Raw genomic sequence first — 18558 nt, 5'->3', positions numbered from 1 at the left:
AGGTCGAACGTGTGTTCGATTCTACCCTGGACGGCACGGTGATCCCGTGCAGCCGCGAGTCTAGGCGCGACCACCGACATTCCAACCCTCGGCGAGTGGATGCCGAGGCAGGAGTGGATGCGGACGCCGGGCCGAGCGCTCAGCGCGGCGCGCGACGGAGCAGGGCGGGGAGCAGCAGGCCGACCAGCGCGGCGAGGGCGAGTCCGGAGACGGCGGCGAGCACGGGGACGCTCGGCCCGATGCCTCCGCCGCCCCGGAGCAGCAGCAGGGCGACGGCGGCGAGCTGCACCGGCACCTGGATGATCGCGAACCGACGCAGAGAAGGGAGCAGCACCGCGGGCTGCAGGCGTGCGGCGGCGGGCAGCGCCAGCATCCATCCGGCCAGCAGGTGGAGGGCGTGCGCACCGGCGATCAGGCCGAGCAGGCGCGGAGTGAGCGTGCCGGGCTCGACCAGGGAGGACAGCAGCAGCACCCCGATGAGCACCCACGCGGTCAGCCAGCGCGGCCGCCACACCGAGACGCCGATCAGGAGGGCCGCGATGCCGGTCCACGGACCCTCGGGCACGCCGACCAGCACGAGCAGCAGCGCGATCGCGGCGAAGAGCACGCGGACAGTCCAGGCAGGAACGGTCCGTACGCCGAGCACCGGTGCCGGCGTCGACGACCCGGATGGTGTCCCGACCGGCGTCGCGGTGCCGGGTGCGGACCCGTTCGCCGGCCGCGCGTCGTTGCGGCTCACCGTCGGGCCCGTCCGGACGCCAGCACACGCAGCGCCGCCTCGCGCAGCGCAGCATCCTGCCAGACGAGCAGCTCGACACCGCCCGACTGCAGCTGCTCGAGGCGGAGGGAGCGCTCGAGCTCGATGGTGCGCAGGGCTAGGCGATCACGGGCGGGCAGCTCCCGCGCATCCCGAGCAGGCAGCACGTCGACGGCGACCACCCTGTGGCCTGCGGCGCGCCAGGTGAGAGCGAGCGTGACGGGCTGATCGTCGAGGAAGGTCGACAGCACGAACACGATCGACCCCGGAGCGAGCCGCGGAGAACGGACCCGCGTGAACGGCGCCCCGTTCGCGGCGGTCGCCTCGATCGCCCGCAGCACCCGCTCCCGGTGCCGCGCGCCGGCCCGCGGAGGAAGCACGCGGCGCGACTCCCCCAGGTCGTCGAACCCGACCCGGTCGGCCGCGCCGGCGTAGGCGGCCGCGAGCGAGGAGGCGGCCTCCCGCGCGAGGTCGAGGGACGACACCGCGGGACGCGGGTAGGCGCGCGGCCAGTCGGCGACGACCGCGCTGACGTCGTCTCGCGCGTCGAGCACGAGGTGCACGGCCGCGTCGGAGGTCGCCGTCGTGCGCCGGACGTACAGGTCGATTCCGCGACCGGCGCGCGCCGTGGCCTTCCAGTCGATGCGCCGCAGCCGGTCGCCGGGATGGAACAGGTCGATGTCGCGGAACTCGCCGCCGTCTCCCGGCCGCGTGGAGATGTGCTGCCCGGTCAGCCCGAGCAGCCGCGCGGGCAGCGGAAGGCTGCGGAGGGGCGCGCGCCGCGGCCGGACGACCCGTTCGACCGCGGCCTCGTCGGCGGGCGTGCTCGCCCAGGCCGCGTCCGCGCCCAGAGCGCGGACCTCGACCGCGGCGACGCGCTGCGGACCGGAGTGCACGATGGGCACCTCGCTGCGGAGGTCCGCGGCCGTTCGCGGGGTGACGACGGCCTCGACGGGCGCGGCGCCGCCCAAGCCCAGGCGAAGGTGCAGGGCGTCCGGGCGCTGGGTTCCGCGCCCCTGGGTGGCAGCCGCCGCGACGTGGATGCCGAGGGCCGCGTCGCCGTCGCCGCTGCGGGCGGCCTCCTCAACGGTCACAGCCGTGCTGATCTCGACCGGGTCGACGGACGCGGCCGGCCGGCGGTCCCAGCCCCACGCGGCGGAGAGCAGCAGCGGCATGCCGATCAGCGCCGGTTCCAGACGCGACATGACGAAGGCGGCGACCACGCCGATCACTCCGACCACGATCGCGCCCGCCAGCGCCGGGCTGGGCATCCACCCGGTCCGTGTGACGGTGACGGCTCGCTCGGTCATCGGAACCTCGCGCTCCGGGTGCGGCCCGTCACGCGGACGCCTCCGCTCCCGCGCGCCGGGCGCTCCCGACGGCCGGCGGTCCGGGCACGGTGTTGACCACCTCCAAGACAACCTGCTCCGCACGAACGCCGCCCGTCCACGCCTGCACCGTGAGCGTGAGCCTGTGGGCGAGCACCGGGACGGCCACGGCCTTCACATCGTCCGGGATGACGAAGTCGCGCCCGTCGAGCACAGCAAGGGCGCGGGCGACGAGCAGGAGGCCCTGCGACCCGCGCGGGGACGCCCCGACCTCGACGGAGCGGTGCCGGCGGGTGGCCGCGGCGAGGCGGACGCAGTACGCGGCGATGTCCGCATCCACATCCACCGCCTCGACCCCCGCCTGCATGGCCGCGAGCGTCGCCGCGTCGATGACCGCCTCGACCGTGGCGACCTCATGCCGTCGTGCCACACGGGAGAGCAGGACGCGCGACTCCCCCGCCTCGTCAGGGTAGCCGACGCCGAGCCGCACCATGAACCGGTCGAGCTGCGCCTCGGGAAGCGCGTACGTGCCCTCCGACTCGATCGGGTTGGCCGTCGCGACGACGTGGAAGGGCGACGGGAGCGGGAAGCTGCGGCCCTCGACCGACACCTGCCCCTCGGCCATGGCCTCCAGCAGCGCGGACTGCGTCTTGGGTGAGGTGCGGTTGATCTCGTCGGCGAGGAACAACCCGGTGAACACCGGACCGGGACGGAACTCGAAGTCGCCGCTGCTCGGCACATACACGAACGACCCGGTGATGTCGGACGGCAGCAGGTCGGGCGTGCACTGGAGGCGACGGAAGTCCAGCCCGACGGCGGCCGCGATGCTCCGGGCGGCGAGGGTCTTGCCGAGGCCGGGGACGTCTTCGAACAGCACGTGGCCGCCCGCCAGGATCGTGGCGAAGGCGATCCGCAGTGGTTCGCGCATCCCGACCACGACGCTCCCGACCCGGTCGAGCACGGCCGCGCCGAGACGGGCGACCTCGTCGACCGGCAGCAGCGTGGATGCGGTGATGGATGCGGTGCGGGGGTCAGCGGGCACGGGTCGGCTCCTCGGGCGAGTGGGTGGCGGGCATGCGAGTGACGGACAGAGTGTGTTGAGGGACGAGCTTTTCGAGGCGGTCGAGCACGGCGGCGATCTGCGAGGTCCGCGGCGACGTGACGACGGACCCGCGACGGAGGAGCGCCAGGATGTCGGGGCCGAGGAGTTCTTCCAGCTGCGCATCCGCCGCGCGGTCCTCCAGGTCGAGTCCGCGCAGGCGGAGAGCGCGCTCCGCGACCGAACGGAGGGCGCGCAGCCCCTCCGGCGTCGCGCGTCCGCCGCGCGAGCTGAGCGACCAGCCGAGGGCGACGACATCCCGTCGCGACCCGGGGCGGAGTGGCGGCGCGGCCGGCGGCCAGTTCAGATCGGCCGCTTCGCCGAGGGCCGAGAGACAGGCCGTGAACGCCAGGGCCGCAGCACCGAGGCCGGTTGCGTGGGCTTCGTCCATCCCGAGCGACCAGGCCGCCAGACCGACCGCGAGCCCCAGCAGGACGCTCAGGATGAGACGGCGCAGCAGGCGCGGCGGGAGACGCTTCGGGCGCGGCGCGACACGCTGCCGGCCGTCGTCGCGCCGGGCTGGGCGCTCGGAGCGGGGCGTTCGGCGGGTGTCTCGCGTGCTCATCGGCGGCCGCCTTCCCGGGTGCTCGACCGGCCGCCGGACGCGACGCTCCAGGATGCCCGCAGCGCCTCGACCGCATCCCGGGCGGCTGCGACGTCGGCGGGGGTCACGGGTGCGCTGCTGAACCGCGCGCGCAGGTAGAGGGCGAGGAGGCGGGCTGCGGCGTCGCGGTCGGCCGCCACGCGGGCGACAACGCGCGCTGCGAACTCGGCGGGCGTCTCGGCGGGGAGGCGACGGACGCCGGAATCGGCGGCGCCCTCCTCCAGGCCCACCCAGGCGGCCTCGATCGCGTCGCGCGGCTCGCGCGGTTCGGCGAGAACCTCAGCGGCGCGGTCGAGGCCGCGGCGCACCTGCTCCGGCTCGGGTTCGGACCCCTGGTCGGCGTGGACCTCGGAGGTCTCCGCCACACCGACAGTGTCGAGCGGAGGCAGTTCGAGAGGCCGCGACGGACGGCGACGGAGGCGCCAGAGCAGCGCCAGTCCGATGATGACGGCGAGGACGACGAGGGCGACAAGCAGCCACGACAGGTCGATGCGGACCTCGTGCGCGGTCCCGCGGGGCGCCGGGGTGCCCGACTCCCGCGGAGCCGGCGCCTGCGTCCGGACGGGGCCGGGCGGCAGGAACATCCGCGGCCCGCTGAACTGCGGCGCTCCCTGGAACGCCACGGCGACGAGGGCGACCGCCGCGAGCACGACGCACACGGCGAGGGTCCATCGCCGCCGTCCGCCCGCCTTCGTGGTCACCCTGCCACCGTAGCCCGCGCGAGCGCCCAGCGGAGCCGACCGGTCAGCCCAGGTGCCCGGCCTTCTCCATCTGCCGCAGATCGCGCTTCAGGTCGGAGAGCTCGTCGCGCAGGCGGGCCGCCAGCTCGAACTTCAACTCGCCCGCCGCCGCCAGCATCTGCTGGTTGAGGTCGGCGATGAGTCCTTCGAGTTCCGCCGCGCCCTGCGCCGCGATGCCGCCGTTGCGCAGGTTGGGCGTCGGGCTCTTGCGCTTCTGCTCGCGCCCGGCGAGCATCCGTGCGGTGTCCGCCTCCTCACGCGCCAGCACGTCGGTGATGTCGGCGATGCGCTTGCGGAGCGGCGTCGGATCGATGCCGTTGACGCGGTTGTACTCGATCTGCTTCTCGCGACGCCGGTCGGTCTCCTCGATCGCGCTCTTCATGGAGTCCGTGAGCACGTCCGCGTACATGTGGACCTGTCCGGACACGTTTCGAGCCGCTCGTCCGATCGTCTGCACCAGTGAGGTCGACGAACGCAGGAAGCCCTCCTTGTCGGCGTCGAGGATGGCGACCAGCGACACCTCCGGAAGGTCGAGTCCCTCACGGAGCAGGTTGATGCCGACCAGCACGTCGTAGACGCCCGCGCGGAGCTCGCTGAGCAGCTCCACCCGGCGCAGCGTGTCGACGTCCGAGTGGAGGTACCGCACCTTCACCCCGGCCTCCGCGAGGAAGTCGGTGAGCTCTTCCGCCATCTTCTTGGTGAGCGTGGTGACGAGCACACGCTCGTCGCGCTCCACCCGCAGGCGGATCTCCTCCAGCAGGTCGTCGATCTGCCCCTTGGTGGGCTTGACCACAATCTCGGGGTCGATCAGGCCGGTCGGTCGGATGATCTGCTCGACCACGCCGTCCGCGATGCCCATCTCGTACTTGCCCGGTGTGGCGGAGAGGTACACGGTCTGGCCGACCCGGTCCTTGAACTCGTTCCACTTGAGCGGACGGTTGTCCAGCGCGCTCGGCAACCGGAACCCGTGCTCGACCAGCGTGCGCTTCCGCGACGCGTCGCCCTCGTACATGGCGCCGATCTGCGGCACGGTCACGTGCGACTCGTCGATCACCACCAGGAAGTCGTCGGGGAAGTAGTCGAGCAGGCAGTTCGGGGCCTCCCCCGGCGCTCGACCGTCGATGTGGCGGGAGTAGTTCTCGATGCCCGAGCAGAAACCGATCTGCTCCATCATCTCGAGGTCGAACTGGGTGCGCATCCGCAGCCGCTGGGCCTCGAGCAGCTTGCCCTCGCGCTCCAGCTCCTGCAGGCGCTCCTGCAGCTCCTCCTGGATGGTGCCGATCGCACGCTGCATCGTCGCGGGGCTCGCTGCGTAGTGCGTCGCCGGGAACACGGACACCGCATCCATCTTCTTGATCACGTTGCCGGTCAGCGGGTGCAGTGAGTACAGCGCCTCGATCTCGTCGCCGAACAGCTCGATGCGGATCGCGTTCTCTTCGTAGACGGGGATGATCTCGATCGTGTCGCCGCGCACCCGGAACTTGCCGCGCGAGAAGTCGACGTCGTTGCGCTCGTACTGCATGTTGACGAAGCGGCGGATCAGCGCGTCGCGGCCGACGTTCTGGCCGACCTGGAGGGCGACCATGGCCTCCAGGTACTCCTCCGCGGCACCGAGGCCGTAGATGCACGAGACGGTCGAGACGACGACGACGTCGCGCCGGCTGAGCAGCGAATTGGTGGTGGAGTGGCGCAGCCGCTCGACCTCGGCGTTGATCGACGAGTCCTTCTCGATGAAGGTGTCCGTCTGCGGAACGTATGCCTCCGGCTGGTAGTAGTCGTAGTACGACACGAAGTACTCGACCGCGTTGTTGGGCAGGAGTTCGCGGAACTCGTTCGCCAGCTGAGCGGCGAGAGTCTTGTTGTGGGCGAGCACCAGCGTCGGGCGCTGCACCTGCTCGATCAGCCACGCGGTCGTCGCCGACTTTCCCGTTCCGGTCGCACCCAGCAGCACCACGTCGGTCTCACCCGCGTTGATGCGGGCGGACAGTTCGGCGATCGCCTGCGGCTGGTCGCCGCTCGGACTGTATTCGCTGACGACCTCGAAGGGACGGACGGAGCGCGTGGGAAGCATGTCTCCAGTCTAGGAAGGACCACCGACAGTGCGGTCGGCTCTCGCTCACAGCGGAACGGCGCTGGTCACGGCCGCGCGCGCAGCTCCTCCCAGAGGGCGTCGACCTGCTCAAGGGTGTGCTCCAGGGTGCCGCCGGTCTCGATCACGACGTCGGCGACGGCCAGCCGCTCGGCGTCGGACGCCTGGGAGCGGATGCGGCGCTCGGCCTCGGCCCGCTCCATCCCGCGCAGCTCCACCAGCCGGGAGACGCGGGTCTGCTCGTCGGCGTGGGCGACGACCACGCGGTCGAACGGATACTCGTTGGCGGACTCGACCAGCAGCGGGACGTCGTAGACGACGATGGCGTCGGGGTCGCGCTCGGCGGCCGCCCGGAACCGTGCCGTCGACTCCCGGAGCACTGCGGGGTGGGTGATCCCGTTCAAAGCGTGCAGCGCCTCCGGGTCGCCGAAGACGATCGCACCGAGGGCAGGGCGGTCGAGGCTGCCGTCGGGTGCGATGACGCCGTCGCCGAAGCGGCGGGCGATCTCCGCCAGCGCCGGGGTGCCCGGCTCCACCACCTCGCGGGCGATGCGGTCGGCGTCCACCACGACGGCGCCGTGCGACGCGAGCCGGGAGGCGATGGTCGATTTTCCGGACGCGATCCCGCCCGTGAGTCCGATCAGCTGCACCTGCCCAGCCTAGCCAGGCCGACGCGGAGCGACGGCACAGTGGGCCGCCGGGAACGACGAAGCGGCCGACCCCGAAGGACCGGCCGCTCGTACTCAGATACTCAGGAGTTGGAGCTGAGCTTCTCGCGGAGTGCCGCGAGCGACTCGTCGTCGGCGAGCGTTCCGCCGGCGCCGGAGTCGGAGGAGTAGGTCGACGTACCGCTGTCGGCGGCAGCCTCCTCGAGGCCCTTCGCAACCTGGCGCTTGTGCGCCTCCCAACGAGCCTGGGCGGCAGCGTACTGCTGCTCCCACTCGTCGCGCTGCGACTCGAAGCCTTCCTTCCACTCGTTGGTCTCCGGGTCGAAGCCCTCCGGGTACTTGTAGTTGCCCTGGTCGTCGTACTCGGTGACCATGCCGTAGAGCGCCGGGTCGAACTCGGTGCCCTCGGGGTCGACGCCCTCGTTCGCCTGCTTGAGCGACAGCGAGATGCGGCGGCGCTCCAGGTCGATGTCGATGACCTTGACGAACACCTCGTCGCCCACCGAGACGACCTGCTCGGCCAGCTCGACGTGCTTGCCGGACAGCTCCGAGATGTGCACGAGGCCCTCGATGCCATCGGCGACGCGGACGAACGCACCGAACGGAACCAGCTTGGTGACCTTGCCCGGTGCGACCTGGCCGATCGCGTGGGTGCGGGCGAAGACCTGCCACGGGTCCTCCTGCGTCGCCTTGAGCGACAGCGAGACGCGCTCGCGGTCGAGGTCGACCTCGAGGATCTCGACGGTGACCTCCTGGCCAACCTCGACGACCTCGGAGGCGTGCTCGATGTGCTTCCAGGAGAGCTCCGACACGTGGACGAGACCGTCGACGCCGCCGAGGTCGACGAACGCACCGAAGTTGACGATCGACGAGACGACGCCCTTGCGGACCTGGCCCTTGTGCAGGTTGTTGAGGAACGTGGTGCGGGACTCCGACTGGGTCTGCTCCAGCAGCGCGCGGCGCGAGAGCACCACGTTGTTGCGGTTCTTGTCGAGCTCGAGGATCTTGGCCTCGATCTCCTGACCCAGGTACGGGGTGAGGTCGCGGACACGGCGCAGCTCGATGAGCGACGCGGGCAGGAAGCCGCGCAGGCCGATGTCGACGATCAGGCCGCCCTTGACGACCTCGATGACCGTACCGGTGACGACACCGTCGGCCTCCTTGATCTTCTCCACATCGCCCCAGGCGCGCTCGTACTGCGCACGCTTCTTGGACAGGATGAGGCGACCCTCCTTGTCCTCCTTCTGGAGAACGAGGGCCTCGACGGTGTCGCCGACCTCGACGACCTCGCTGGGGTCGACGTCGTGCTTGATGGAAAGCTCACGGGAGGGGATGACACCCTCCGTCTTGTAACCGACGTCGAGGAGGACCTCGTCGCGGTCGATCTTGACGACGGTGCCTTCGATGAGGTCTCCGTCGTTGAAGAACTTCAGCGTCTTTTCGACCGCGGCAAGAAAGTCCTCAGCAGATCCGATGTCGTTGACGGCGACCTGCTTGGGTGCCTTGTCGGTCGTTGCGGTTGTCATGTAGTGGGTGCTCCGTAATGGACAGGAATCAGGCCGGTCGCGTTGTTCTTCTGATGTGTTTCCGCGAACGGCAGGCGGATAGGGATGTCACACAAGTGACGTTCTAGTCTACCCGGCCGCGGAGGCGTGCAGCAAGCCGCGGTCGGAGAGGATGTCACGCAGCGCCGGCCCGAGGTCGAGGTAGGCGAAGTCGTAGCCGGCGTCGAGCAGCCGTTCGGGCACGACCCAGCGGCTCTTCAGCACCAGTTCGGTCTCCGTGCGGATCGCGATCGAGCCGAGCTCGAGCATCCACCGGTGGGCCGGGAGACCGATCGGGCGGCCGAGCAGACGGCGCAGCTCCGCCATCAGCGTGCGGTTGTCCGTGGGGTGCGGCGCCGCGATGTTGACCGTCCCGTCGAGGTCGGGCCGGCCGCGCAGGAACTCGATCGCGCCGAGCACGTCGGCGATGTGCACCCAGCTGAAGCGCTGCCGTCCGCCGCGCGCCCGGAACTCGTGGAACGTTCCGGCGTTCCGGCGTGCGGTCGTGGAGAACCAGCGGCCGTCCACCTGGGGGCCGCCCAGCCCGAACCGCGTGAGGTTGACGAGCGGTGTGAGAGCGCTGCCGTCGCCGAGGACGATGGCCATGCGCAGGGCGACGCGACGGGTGCCCGGGAGGTCGCCCTCGAACAGTTCGTGCTCCCAGGCCTTCGCGACCTCGACCGAGAAGCCGGAGCCCAGCTCGCCGGTGGACTCGGTCATGGGGCGGTCCTCGGCGTGGCGGTAGATGGTCGCCGTCGAGGCGTTGAACCAGACCGGCGGCGGCGCGTCGCTCGCGGCGATGGCCTCCCGAACCGCCCGCGTGGTGGCGAGCCGGGAGCGGAAGATCTCGGCCCGGTTGGCATCGCCATAGCGGCAGTTCACGCTCTTGCCCGCCAGGTTGATCACCGCGACGGCACCGGTGACCGCTCTGCGCAGGCCGTCGGCGTCGTCCCAGCGCACGTCGGGCCCGCTGCGGCCCACCAGGATGACCTCCGAACCCGCGGCGCGGTAGTGCTCCTCCAGGTACTGCCCGACGAATCCGGACGCTCCGGCGATGACGATGCGCTCGTTCACTCCGACCGCTCCCCCGTTTCTCTCTTCTCTGGTGTATCTGTGTTCCGCGATGCCCGCGTCTGCGCCGCCGGACCGCCCGGCTCGATCGCATAGCGGAACCGGCCGCGGTACTGGTAGATCCGCCCGATCAGCGGCACGTGCACGGTGATGGACACCCGCTGGTGCTCGTGCTGGTCGTCCCAGCGTTCGGTCAGGACGACGACCGGAGCGAGTGGACTCGGGACACGCACCCGCCGCCCACCGACCACCAGCCAGACGGCGGTGGAGCGCAGCCGGAGTCCGCCATCCCGGACGGTTGCGGCGAACCGCGCCTCCGCCCGCACCGGATCGCCGAGACGATCGATCACCGTTCCCCGACGGACTCCGATCTCGTCCACCATGGTCGCCGCACCGGACCGGAGTGCGAACCATCGCGTGGCCGCGACGGCGGGCGAACCGTCGGGCGAGGTGACCGCGCGGTTCTCGACGGTGAAGGGCGCCTCGCGCTCCCACACCGGGAACATGACGTGCGACCGGGCGAACACCGCCAGCACCGGCCACAGCCACCGGCGCGGCGTGCCCACCGTCTCGAACACGCCGCTCCCCCGCCCGACCGCGCCGGCCGGGATGGCGTCGAAGTACGCCCGCAGTCGCGGATGCAGCTCGTCGAACGCCGCGCCCAGCACGGCGCGGTACGGGGAGGTCACCGGTGGAAGGACGCGCCGCTCAGTCGAGCAGCGCAGCCTTCAGCGTGTCGAGGCCGACGCCACCGATGTCGAGGGCCTTCTTGTGGAACGCCTTGATGTCGAACGACGCGCCCTCGCGGCGGGCGTACTCGTCGCGCAGCTGCTCCCAGATGCGCTGACCGATCTTGTACGACGGAGCCTGCCCCGGCCAGCCCAGGTAGCGGTTGACCTCGAAGCGGACGAACCCGTCGTTCATGTTGACGTTCTCGCGAAGGAACGGGAAGGCGTCCTCTCCGGTCCACGGACGCGAGCCGTCCGGCAGCGGCTTCTCGAGGTGCACACCGATGTCGAGCACGACGCGCGCCGCGCGCATGCGCTGCCCGTCGAGCATCCCGAGCCGGTCGGCCGGGTCGTCGAGGTAGCCCAGCTGCTCCATCAGCCGCTCGGCGTAGAGCGCCCAGCCCTCCGCGTGCCCCGAGGTACCGGCGATGCGACGCCACGAGTTGAGCTGCGCCTTGTTGTAGGTCGCCTGCGCGATCTGCAGGTGGTGGCCGGGAACGCCCTCGTGATAGACGGTCGTCAGCTCGCGCCAGGTGTCGAACTCGGTCACGCCCTCGGGCACGCTCCACCACATCCGCCCCGCGCGCGAGAAGTCGTCGCTCGGGCCGGTGTAGTAGATGCCGCCTTCCTGCGTCGGCGCGATCATGCACTCGAGACGGCGGATCTCGGCGGGGATGTCGAAGTGCGACTTGCCGAGCTCTTCGATGGCCCGGTCGCTCGTCTCCTGCATCCAACGCTGCAGCGCGTCGGTGCCGTGCAGCTTGCGGCTCGCGTCGCCGTCGAGGAACTCGATCGCCTCGAGGACGGTCGCTCCCGGCTTGATCTCGCGCGCGATCGACTCCTGCTCGGCGCGCATGCGCGCAAGCTCTTCGATGCCCCACTCGTACGTCTCGTCGAGGTCGACGGTGGCGCCGAGGAAGCTCCGCGAGGCGAGCGCGTAGAGCTCTCGGCCCACGGCGTCCTTCTCGGGGGCGTGCTGGGCCAGCTCGTTCTCGAAGAAGTCGGCCAGCGTGGCGTACGCCTGTGCGGCCTCCTTCGCGCCATCCGCCAGATCGCCCTTCAGCGACTCGGGAAGCGTGCCGTTCAGGGGCTTCGCGTCGGCGGTGAACTCATAGAAGAAGCCCGTGTCGGCCACCTGCTTCCGCGCCTGCGCGAGCACCTCGCGCACCTGGCGGATGGCCGGGACGTTGCCCGCTGCGATGCCGCTGCGCAGGGTCTCGATGTAGCCGTCCATCGCGGCGGGCAGATTGTGGAGGCGCTTGGCGACGTTGGCCCAGTCGTCCTCCGTGTCCGTCGGCACCAGGTCGAAGATGTCGCGCAGCTCCTGCGGCGGCGATGCGATGACGTTGAGGTCGCGCTGGGCGAAGCCCGCCTCGTGCTTCTCGACCGTGAGCTGCAGCTCACGCGTGAGATCCATCTTCGTGACCCGGTCGATGTCGTCGACCGGCACGGCCGCTTCGATGCGGGCGAGGGTCTCTCTGACTTTGCCGATGGCGTGCTCGGCGCCGGCCGGCGAGTAATCGGCGTACTCGCCCTCGCGGCCGGGGCGGCCGAGCCAGACGTGGAACTCCGGGTACAACTCGAGCTGGGTGTCGACCCACTCCTCGGCGATCGTGTCGACCGGAGTGGGTTCGCGCTTCTGATCGTTGGTCATGATCCGACCCTATCGAGGAGGCGGCTGCCGGGGCACGGTGTCGTCGGGAATGTGGACAACTCCCCGTCGGCGGGAGCTGTGGGCACATATCGCCGTCGCGCTCAGCGGCCTTCGTCGATGGCCCTGTCGCCGCCGTCCGGGCGACGATGACGCGCCCGACGGTCGAGCTCATCGTGCAGGGCGACGAAGAAGCGGTCGATCTCGCCCAGACGACGCGTGTACATCAGTACGTCGGCCCCGGGAAGCTGGCCCACCGCGTCGAACTCGATCCGCGTGTGCGTCTCGTCCATGGGCACATAACGGACACGCTGTTCGAAGACGAACTCGAGCGAGAGGACCTGTGCGAATGGATCGCGCAGGCTCGTGCCCCTCAGCGCGTCGCGCACAAAGTCCCGCGCCTGCTCCGGAGGAACAGGCACGACCTCGCTGGGGATGCGTCGCGGAACGACCGCCTTCTTCCGCCGCTTCCGCGGCTCCAGCTCGCTCACATCGGGGAGACTACGCCTGCGGCGATCAGTGCGCCCCCGGATCAGTGCGCGGCGGCGTCCCAGTTGGAGCCGCGGCCCACCTGCACGTCGAGCGGCACGCGGAGATCGGCCGCGCCGGCCATGCGGGCGCGCACGATCGCCTCCAGCGCATCCCATTCGCCGGGGGCCACCTCGAAGATGAGTTCGTCGTGCACCTGCAGCAGCATGCGCGACTCGAGGCTCTGGTCGATGATGTCGCCGGCGATCCCGAGCATCGCGACCTTCATGATGTCGGCCGCGGAGCCCTGGATGGGCGCGTTGAGCGCCTGCCTTTCCGCGTTCTCGCGAAGCACCCGGTTGGTGGAGGTGAGGTCGGCGAACGGACGGCGGCGGCCGAAGATCGTCTCGGTGAAGCCGTCGACGCGCGCCTGCTCGACGACGTTGCGCAGGTAGTCGCGCACCGCGCCGAAGCGCTCGAAGTAGTCGGTCATCAGCTGGCGCGCCTCGGAGGTCTCGATGCGCAGCTGCTTGGAGAGGCCGAACGCGCTGAGGCCGTATGCGAGGCCGTACGACATCGCCTTGACCTTCGTGCGCATCGCGGACGTCACCTCGGACGGGTCGACGCCGAAGACGCGCGCGCCGACGAAGCGGTGCAGGTCCTCCCCCGCGTTGAAGGCCTCGATCAGGCCCGGGTCCTCCGACAGGTGCGCCATGATCCGCATCTCGATCTGCGAGTAGTCGGCGGTGAGCAGCGTCTCAAAGCCCTCGCCGTGGCGGAACGCCGAGCGGATCTCGCGCCCCTCCTCCGTTCGGATCGGGATGTTCTGCAGGTTGGGGTCGTTCGACGAGATGCGGCCGGTGCTCGTACCGGTCTGGTCGTAGGTGGTGTGGATGCGGCCGTCCACCTCGACCGAGCGCTCCAGCGTCTCCACGATCTGCTTGAGCTTCGTGGCGTCGCGGTGCTGCAGCAGGAGCCCGAGGAACGGATGCGGGTTCTTCTCCTGCAGGTCGGCGAGCGAGCCGGCGTCTGTCGAGTAGCCGGTCTTCGTTGCGCGCGTCTTCGGCATCCCGAGCTCCTCGAAGAGCACCTGCTGGAGCTGCTTCGGCGAGCCGAGGTTGATCTCGTGGCCGATCTGCGCGTACGCCTGCGCGGCGTAGTCGTTGGCCTTGTCGGTCAGCTGTCCGCGGAGACGTGCGAGCACCTCGGAGTCCATGGAAACGCCGTTGAGCTCCATCTCGGCGAGCACGGCGACGAGCGGCAGCTCGATGTCGTCGAGCACCGCGCGGGTGCCCTCGTCGAGCGCGATCATCTGCCCCTCGGCGACCCGGCGGATGTACCACGCCTCGGTCGCCGGGCTCACGGCGTCGTTGATCGGGACGAGTTGGTTCGGGTCGGAGACCGGGAGCGTCTCACCGAGCACCTCGTACACCTGCTCCGCCAGCGACTGCGGCGCGGCGCCCGGCTTCACGAGCCAGGACGCGATCCGCGTGTCGAACGCCAGACCGTCGACCACGAACCCGGCACGGCTGAGCGCCTTGAACTGCGGCTTCGCGTGGAAGAAGTACTTGGGCGCGCTGCTCGCCAGCCACTGCTCGAGGGCTTCGTAGTCCTTCCGGCCGGCCACCCAGGGCACGTACACGGTGTCGTCCGCTGCGGCGAGGCCGAAGCCCGTGATGCCGGCAGGGCCGACCTCGAGCTGGACGGCGACCGCGGTCTCGTCCGCCGAAGCCTTGGACAGCCAGTTCGCGAGCTCCTCGTCGACCAGCGTGCGCACGGCCGGGGCGCTGACCGCGCCGGCGTCGCCCACCTCGGCGACGGACATGGCGCCGTCGAGCATCCCGTCCTCCGCCGCGGTCTTCATCAGGCGGTCGAGGAGGGTCTTGAACTGGAGGCGCGCGAAGATGTCGCGCACGGCGTTCTCGTTGAGGGGCTTGCGCTCCAGGTCGTCGAGCGCGATCGGCAGTTCGACGTCGTCGAGCAGCTGGTTCAGCCTCCGGTTGCGGAGTGCGTTCTCCTTCTGGTCGCGCAGGTTCTGCCCGACCACGCCCTTGATCTCGTCGGCGTGCGCGACGATGTTCTCGACGGTGCCGTACTGCTGCACCCACTTGACGGCGGTCTTCTCGCCGACCTTGTCGATGCCGATCAGGTTGTCGCTCGTCTCCCCGACCAGGGCGGCGATCTCCGGGTACTGGTGCGGCTCGATGCCGTACTTCTCGCGGACGGCGGCCGGGTCGTAGACCTTCAGCTCGGAAACTCCGCGCACGTTCGGGTACAGCAGGGTCACGTCCTCGTTGACCAGCTGGATGGTGTCGCGGTCACCGGAGACGAGAAGCACTTTGTAGCCCTCCTCCACGCCGCGACGGGCGAGCGTGGCGAGGATGTCGTCCGCCTCGTAGTCCTCCTTCGCGATGGTCGTGACGTTCATCGCGTGGAGTGCTTCTTCGAGCAGAGGCACCTGGCCGGCGAACTCCGACGGGGTCTCGCCGCGGGTGCCCTTGTACTCCGGATATTCACGCGTGCGGAACGAGTAGCGGGAGATGTCGAACGCTACCGCGATGTGGGTCGGCTTCTGCTGCTGGAGCAGGTTGATGAACATCGCGATGAAGCCGTGGATCGCGTTCGTGTGCTGACCCTCACGGTTGACGAAGCTGTCCACCGGGAGTGCGTAGAAGGCCCGGAAAGCGAGCGAATGGCCGTCGACGACGAGGAGGGTAGGCTTTTCGGAGTCTGACACCAGGACAGCCTACAAGGGGCCGGTGACAGTCCAGACGACCCGTCGAGAGAGGCCGAGGATGACCGAAGACGCGCTCGCGTACGTGCAGCAGAGGGGGCTCGGCCGGCTGGCCGAGAAGATGGGGATCGAGATCATCGAGTTCAGCGTGGAGCGCTCCGTCGCGCGCATGCCGGTCGAGGGGAACACCCAGCCCGCGGACCTCCTGCACGGCGGCGCGTACGTCGTCCTCGGCGAGTCGCTCGGCTCGATGTCGGCCAACCTCTACGCCGGCGAGGGACGCCTGGCGGTCGGGATCGAGATCAACGCATCGCACACGCGCTCGGCGACGAGCGGCTACGTGACCGGCGTGTGCACGCCCATCCACCTGGGCCGGACGCTGACGACGCACGAGATCGCGGTCACCGACGATCGCGGCCGCCGCTGCTCGACGATCCGCATCACGAACCTGATCAAAGACCTCTAGCGCCCCGCCATCGAGTACGCACAAACTGCACGCGAAACTGGGCGCGAGCGTGCAAAGTTTGTGTACTCGACGGTGGACTACTTCTTGGGGGCGAGCTGCTCGATGATCGCCTGCGCGACATCGTGCATGGTGAGGCGGCGGTCCATCGACGCCTTCTGGATCCAGCGGAACGCCTCGGGCTCGCTGAGGCCCATCTTCTCGTTGAGGAGGCCCTTCGCCCGGTCGACCAGCTTGCGGGTCTCGAAGCGCTGCACCATGTCCGAGACCTCGGCCTCCAGCGCGATGATCTGCTGGTAGCGCGCGAGCGCGATCTCGATGGCGGGCAGCAGGTCGCTCGGCGTGAACGGCTTCACCACGTAGGCGAGAGCACCGGCCTCGGTCGCCCGCTCGACGAGCTCCTTCTGGCTGAACGCGGTCAGCAGCACGACGGGCGCGATGTGGTCCTTCGACAGGCGCTCGGCCGCGGAGATGCCGTCGAGCTGCGGCATCTTGACGTCCATGATGACCAGGTCGGGCCGCAGCTCGGTCGCGAGGGCGACCGCCGTCTCGCCGTCTCCGGCCTCTCCGACGACCTCGAAACCGTTGTCGCGCAGGATCTCGACGATGTCGAGGCGGATGAGCGATTCGTCCTCCGCCACGACGACGCGGCGGGGTGCGGTGGTGGTGGATTCCTGGTCAGTCACGTCCGAAAGCCTACGGTATTCTTCAGGGGTTGTTGTGCGCCGCTGTGGCGGAATGGCAGACGCGGAGCACTCAAAATGCTTTGTCCGAAAGGGCGTGTGGGTTCGAGTCCCACCAGCGGCACGACTTCAGATGCGGGCGCCGACCACGGTCGCGGCGAAGCGCCGGGCGCGCTCGGCGAGGCCGGCGATGCGGTCCTCGACCACCTGATCCGCGTCGAAGCCCACGTACGACGGCGGTGGAGTACGACGCACGTTGGCGCTGCACTCGAAGGCGCCGCACACGTGCGTCCCGACCGTGTCGCCGTTGCGGCCCGGCTGACCGGCGCGGCGCGCCGACCAGAACCAGACGTCGTTGGTGAGGTGCACATCCTGGCACCAGCCGCACATCGACGGCACATGTGACCGCATGGAGGCCTCAGAAGCGCGGAGGACGATTCCCACCGGGCCGTCCGCCGTCGGGATGACGACGTAGCCGCGCTGCGGGAGCCGCGGGTCGCGCCAGCCGAGGTACTCGCGTCTGGCCCAATCCACCTCGTGCAACCCCGGGGGAAGCGGAAGCTCTTCTGCTTCGCTGCGGGAGCAGTTGACGAACGACTCGCGGATCTGCTGCGGGCTCAGGATCTCCATGCGCACCTCCTCCTCCCATGCTCGCACAGGATCGGGGAAGCACCGCTTGACCCTGCCCCCGTGGTCAGGGCTTAGCGTGCTCGCATGACCACGATCGAGAGCGTCACCGACGCCACATTCCAGGAGGACGTGCTCGCCGCCCCGGGCACCACCGTCGTCGAGTTCTGGGCGGAATGGTGCGGTCCGTGCCGGGCGCTGAGCCCGATCCTGCAGCAGCTGCAGGAGGAGCACGCCGACCGCATCCGCATCGTCAAGATCAACGCGGACGAGAACATGGAGAGCACCGTCGCCTACAAGGCGCTCGCCCTGCCGGTGATGAAGGTGTTCCGCGACGGCGAGGTGGTGAAGACGATCATCGGGGCGAAGCCGAAGCCCGCGATGGAGATGGAGCTCGCCCCGTTCCTGTGACCGGACGCCGACCCGCCGCGTGCGGGAGCGTCAGGTGAGGTGGTCGAACGCCCCGCTCACCCACCCGATGTAGCGGTCGGCCGATCGCAGCACCGCGTCGCGCGCATCCCGCGGGATGACGTTGCCGAGGTTGCCGTACATCCGCTCGAACGGCCGGTCGCAGACCGTGTCGGCGATCCGGCGCACGACGGCGGCCGACAGGGGGATGTCGTTGGGGAAGCTGCGCTGGAAGGTCACCCACCGCTGCGACGGCCCGGGGAACACCGTGTCGCCGCTGAGCACGACCCCGCGGTCCCAGTGCACGACCGCGCTCCCCGGGAAGTGGCCGCCGATCGTCCGCAAATGGACGCCGGGGAGCACCTCCTCCTCACCGGTCCACGACTGGATGGCCGGGTCCTCCCGCTGCACCCAGTGCCGGTCGGCCGCGTTGACCAGCACCGGCGGGTCGCCGAGCATCCTCGACCAGGTCACCTGCGCGCCGAACATGTGCGGGTGACTGGTCGCGATGACGGCGACCCCGCCGAGGTCCTGCACCGCGGCCGCGGCCGCCTCGTCGACGTAGCCCGGCGGGTCCCAGAGCAGGTTGCCGTCGGGGGTGCGCAGCAGGATGCCCTGCTGGCCGATCCCGACTTTCGGCTCGCTGCGCAGCCCGTACAGGTCGGGCTCCAGTTCGACGACCACCACGCGCTCGCCCTCGCGCTGCAACCGCTGCAGCGTCGTCCACTCCTGCCCGGTCGGCGGCACGTACTGCCGCTCGTCCTCGCAGATCGGGCAGCGCTCCGGGGGCTCCTCCCCCGACGCCGTCATCACAGGCGCCGTCTCCACGGCACAGGTCGCACACAGCCACTCCGCCACATCCGGGACTCTAGCCCGACGGAATAGGCTGCGACCAG

At 70.2% G+C, this 18558-nt stretch carries 18 protein-coding genes and 1 tRNA gene; 3 read left to right on the top strand and 16 right to left on the bottom strand.

The annotated features are described in order from the left end of the window. Positions 1-139: 139 nt before the first annotated feature. From AXZ95_RS19255 to polA, 13 genes are all read right to left on the bottom strand, one after another. On the bottom strand, positions 140-739 hold the full coding sequence (locus AXZ95_RS19255) for a hypothetical protein (protein ID WP_018191148.1): 600 nt from the start codon (positions 737-739) through the stop codon (positions 140-142). After that, positions 736-2067: a DUF58 domain-containing protein gene (locus AXZ95_RS19250; RefSeq protein WP_018191149.1), complete on the bottom strand. Its 1332-nt coding sequence runs from the start codon at positions 2065-2067 to the stop codon at positions 736-738. Before AXZ95_RS19250 ends, AXZ95_RS19255 begins: the two co-directional genes overlap by 4 nt. 28 nt (positions 2068-2095) lie before the next feature. Beyond that, positions 2096-3127 (bottom strand): MoxR family ATPase, encoded by a 1032-nt coding sequence (locus AXZ95_RS19245; RefSeq protein ID WP_018191150.1) that lies wholly within the window; start codon positions 3125-3127, stop codon positions 2096-2098. Further along, positions 3117-3749: a hypothetical protein gene (locus tag AXZ95_RS19240; protein ID WP_018191151.1), complete on the bottom strand. Its 633-nt coding sequence runs from the start codon at positions 3747-3749 to the stop codon at positions 3117-3119. Before AXZ95_RS19240 ends, AXZ95_RS19245 begins: the two co-directional genes overlap by 11 nt. Beyond that, a complete protein-coding gene (locus tag AXZ95_RS19235; RefSeq protein WP_231374428.1) occupies positions 3746-4489 on the bottom strand; it encodes a DUF4129 domain-containing protein in 744 nt (247 codons plus the stop codon). The genes AXZ95_RS19240 and AXZ95_RS19235 overlap by 4 nt, the downstream gene beginning before the upstream one ends. A gap of 43 nt (positions 4490-4532) precedes the next feature. Further along, positions 4533-6599: an excinuclease ABC subunit UvrB gene (uvrB, locus tag AXZ95_RS19230; RefSeq protein ID WP_018191153.1), complete on the bottom strand. Its 2067-nt coding sequence runs from the start codon at positions 6597-6599 to the stop codon at positions 4533-4535. A 65-nt stretch (positions 6600-6664) separates the two neighbouring features. Next, on the bottom strand, positions 6665-7267 hold the full coding sequence (coaE, locus tag AXZ95_RS19225; RefSeq protein ID WP_018191154.1) for a dephospho-CoA kinase: 603 nt from the start codon (positions 7265-7267) through the stop codon (positions 6665-6667). A 101-nt stretch (positions 7268-7368) separates the two neighbouring features. Further along, the gene (gene rpsA, locus AXZ95_RS19220) at positions 7369-8811 is read right to left on the bottom strand and encodes a 30S ribosomal protein S1 (RefSeq protein ID WP_018191155.1); all 1443 of its coding nucleotides are present in this window, start codon (positions 8809-8811) and stop codon (positions 7369-7371) included. Positions 8812-8919: 108 nt separating this feature from the next. After that, the gene (locus tag AXZ95_RS19215; protein ID WP_018191156.1) at positions 8920-9903 is read right to left on the bottom strand and encodes a DUF1731 domain-containing protein; all 984 of its coding nucleotides are present in this window, start codon (positions 9901-9903) and stop codon (positions 8920-8922) included. Further along, on the bottom strand, positions 9900-10589 hold the full coding sequence (locus AXZ95_RS19210) for a DUF4166 domain-containing protein (protein WP_018191157.1): 690 nt from the start codon (positions 10587-10589) through the stop codon (positions 9900-9902). Before AXZ95_RS19210 ends, AXZ95_RS19215 begins: the two co-directional genes overlap by 4 nt. Before the next feature lie 19 nt (positions 10590-10608). Continuing rightward, positions 10609-12282, bottom strand: coding sequence for a DUF885 domain-containing protein (locus AXZ95_RS19205; protein WP_018191158.1), 1674 nt, complete (start codon positions 12280-12282; stop codon positions 10609-10611). A gap of 101 nt (positions 12283-12383) precedes the next feature. Beyond that, positions 12384-12770, bottom strand: coding sequence for a hypothetical protein (locus AXZ95_RS19200; protein ID WP_018191159.1), 387 nt, complete (start codon positions 12768-12770; stop codon positions 12384-12386). A gap of 41 nt (positions 12771-12811) precedes the next feature. Beyond that, positions 12812-15484: a DNA polymerase I gene (gene polA / locus AXZ95_RS19195; protein ID WP_018191160.1), complete on the bottom strand. Its 2673-nt coding sequence runs from the start codon at positions 15482-15484 to the stop codon at positions 12812-12814. Positions 15485-15542: 58 nt separating this feature from the next. Here polA and AXZ95_RS19190 point away from each other — a divergent pair, with 58 nt between their 5' ends. Then, positions 15543-15947 carry a hotdog fold thioesterase gene (locus tag AXZ95_RS19190; RefSeq protein WP_018191161.1) on the top strand — a complete coding sequence of 135 codons (405 nt, stop codon included), beginning with the start codon at positions 15543-15545 and terminating at the stop codon, positions 15945-15947. 77 nt (positions 15948-16024) lie between these two features. Here the strand turns inward: AXZ95_RS19190 and AXZ95_RS19185 are convergent, their stop codons facing one another. Next, on the bottom strand, positions 16025-16630 hold the full coding sequence (locus AXZ95_RS19185) for a response regulator (protein WP_018191162.1): 606 nt from the start codon (positions 16628-16630) through the stop codon (positions 16025-16027). Positions 16631-16668: 38 nt separating this feature from the next. On the opposite strand from AXZ95_RS19185, the gene AXZ95_RS19180 reads away from it, so the two are divergent. Then, positions 16669-16751: transfer RNA gene (locus tag AXZ95_RS19180), tRNA-Leu, on the top strand. A 5-nt stretch (positions 16752-16756) separates the two neighbouring features. Here AXZ95_RS19180 and AXZ95_RS19175 read toward each other — a convergent pair. Further along, positions 16757-17257, bottom strand: coding sequence for an FBP domain-containing protein (locus AXZ95_RS19175; RefSeq protein ID WP_018191163.1), 501 nt, complete (start codon positions 17255-17257; stop codon positions 16757-16759). A gap of 84 nt (positions 17258-17341) precedes the next feature. Between AXZ95_RS19175 and AXZ95_RS19170 the strand changes: the two genes are divergently transcribed. After that, a complete protein-coding gene (locus AXZ95_RS19170; protein ID WP_018191164.1) occupies positions 17342-17665 on the top strand; it encodes a thioredoxin domain-containing protein in 324 nt (107 codons plus the stop codon). A 30-nt stretch (positions 17666-17695) separates the two neighbouring features. Here AXZ95_RS19170 and AXZ95_RS19165 read toward each other — a convergent pair whose 3' ends face one another. Continuing rightward, on the bottom strand, positions 17696-18472 hold the full coding sequence (locus tag AXZ95_RS19165; protein ID WP_018191165.1) for a hypothetical protein: 777 nt from the start codon (positions 18470-18472) through the stop codon (positions 17696-17698). Positions 18473-18558 lie beyond the last annotated feature (86 nt).

Source organism: Leifsonia sp. 115AMFTsu3.1 (assembly GCF_004362795.1).
Lineage (GTDB): Bacteria > Actinomycetota > Actinomycetes > Actinomycetales > Microbacteriaceae > Leifsonia.
Note: the sequence above shows the minus strand (reverse complement) of the source record. Positions and strands in the feature narration are given on the sequence as shown.

Coding starts and splice junctions, on each gene's coding strand:
- AXZ95_RS19250 (WP_018191149.1), bottom strand. CDS start 2,067: ATGACCGAGCGAGCCGTCACCGTCACACGGACCGGGTGGATGCCCAGC.
- AXZ95_RS19240 (WP_018191151.1), bottom strand. CDS start 3,749: ATGAGCACGCGAGACACCCGCCGAACGCCCCGCTCCGAGCGCCCAGCC.
- uvrB (WP_018191153.1), bottom strand. CDS start 6,599: ATGCTTCCCACGCGCTCCGTCCGTCCCTTCGAGGTCGTCAGCGAATAC.
- rpsA (WP_018191155.1), bottom strand. CDS start 8,811: ATGACAACCGCAACGACCGACAAGGCACCCAAGCAGGTCGCCGTCAAC.
- AXZ95_RS19205 (WP_018191158.1), bottom strand. CDS start 12,282: ATGACCAACGATCAGAAGCGCGAACCCACTCCGGTCGACACGATCGCC.
- AXZ95_RS19190 (WP_018191161.1), top strand. CDS start 15,543: ATGACCGAAGACGCGCTCGCGTACGTGCAGCAGAGGGGGCTCGGCCGG.
- AXZ95_RS19175 (WP_018191163.1), bottom strand. CDS start 17,257: ATGGAGATCCTGAGCCCGCAGCAGATCCGCGAGTCGTTCGTCAACTGC.
- AXZ95_RS19170 (WP_018191164.1), top strand. CDS start 17,342: ATGACCACGATCGAGAGCGTCACCGACGCCACATTCCAGGAGGACGTG.
- AXZ95_RS19165 (WP_018191165.1), bottom strand. CDS start 18,472: ATGACGGCGTCGGGGGAGGAGCCCCCGGAGCGCTGCCCGATCTGCGAG.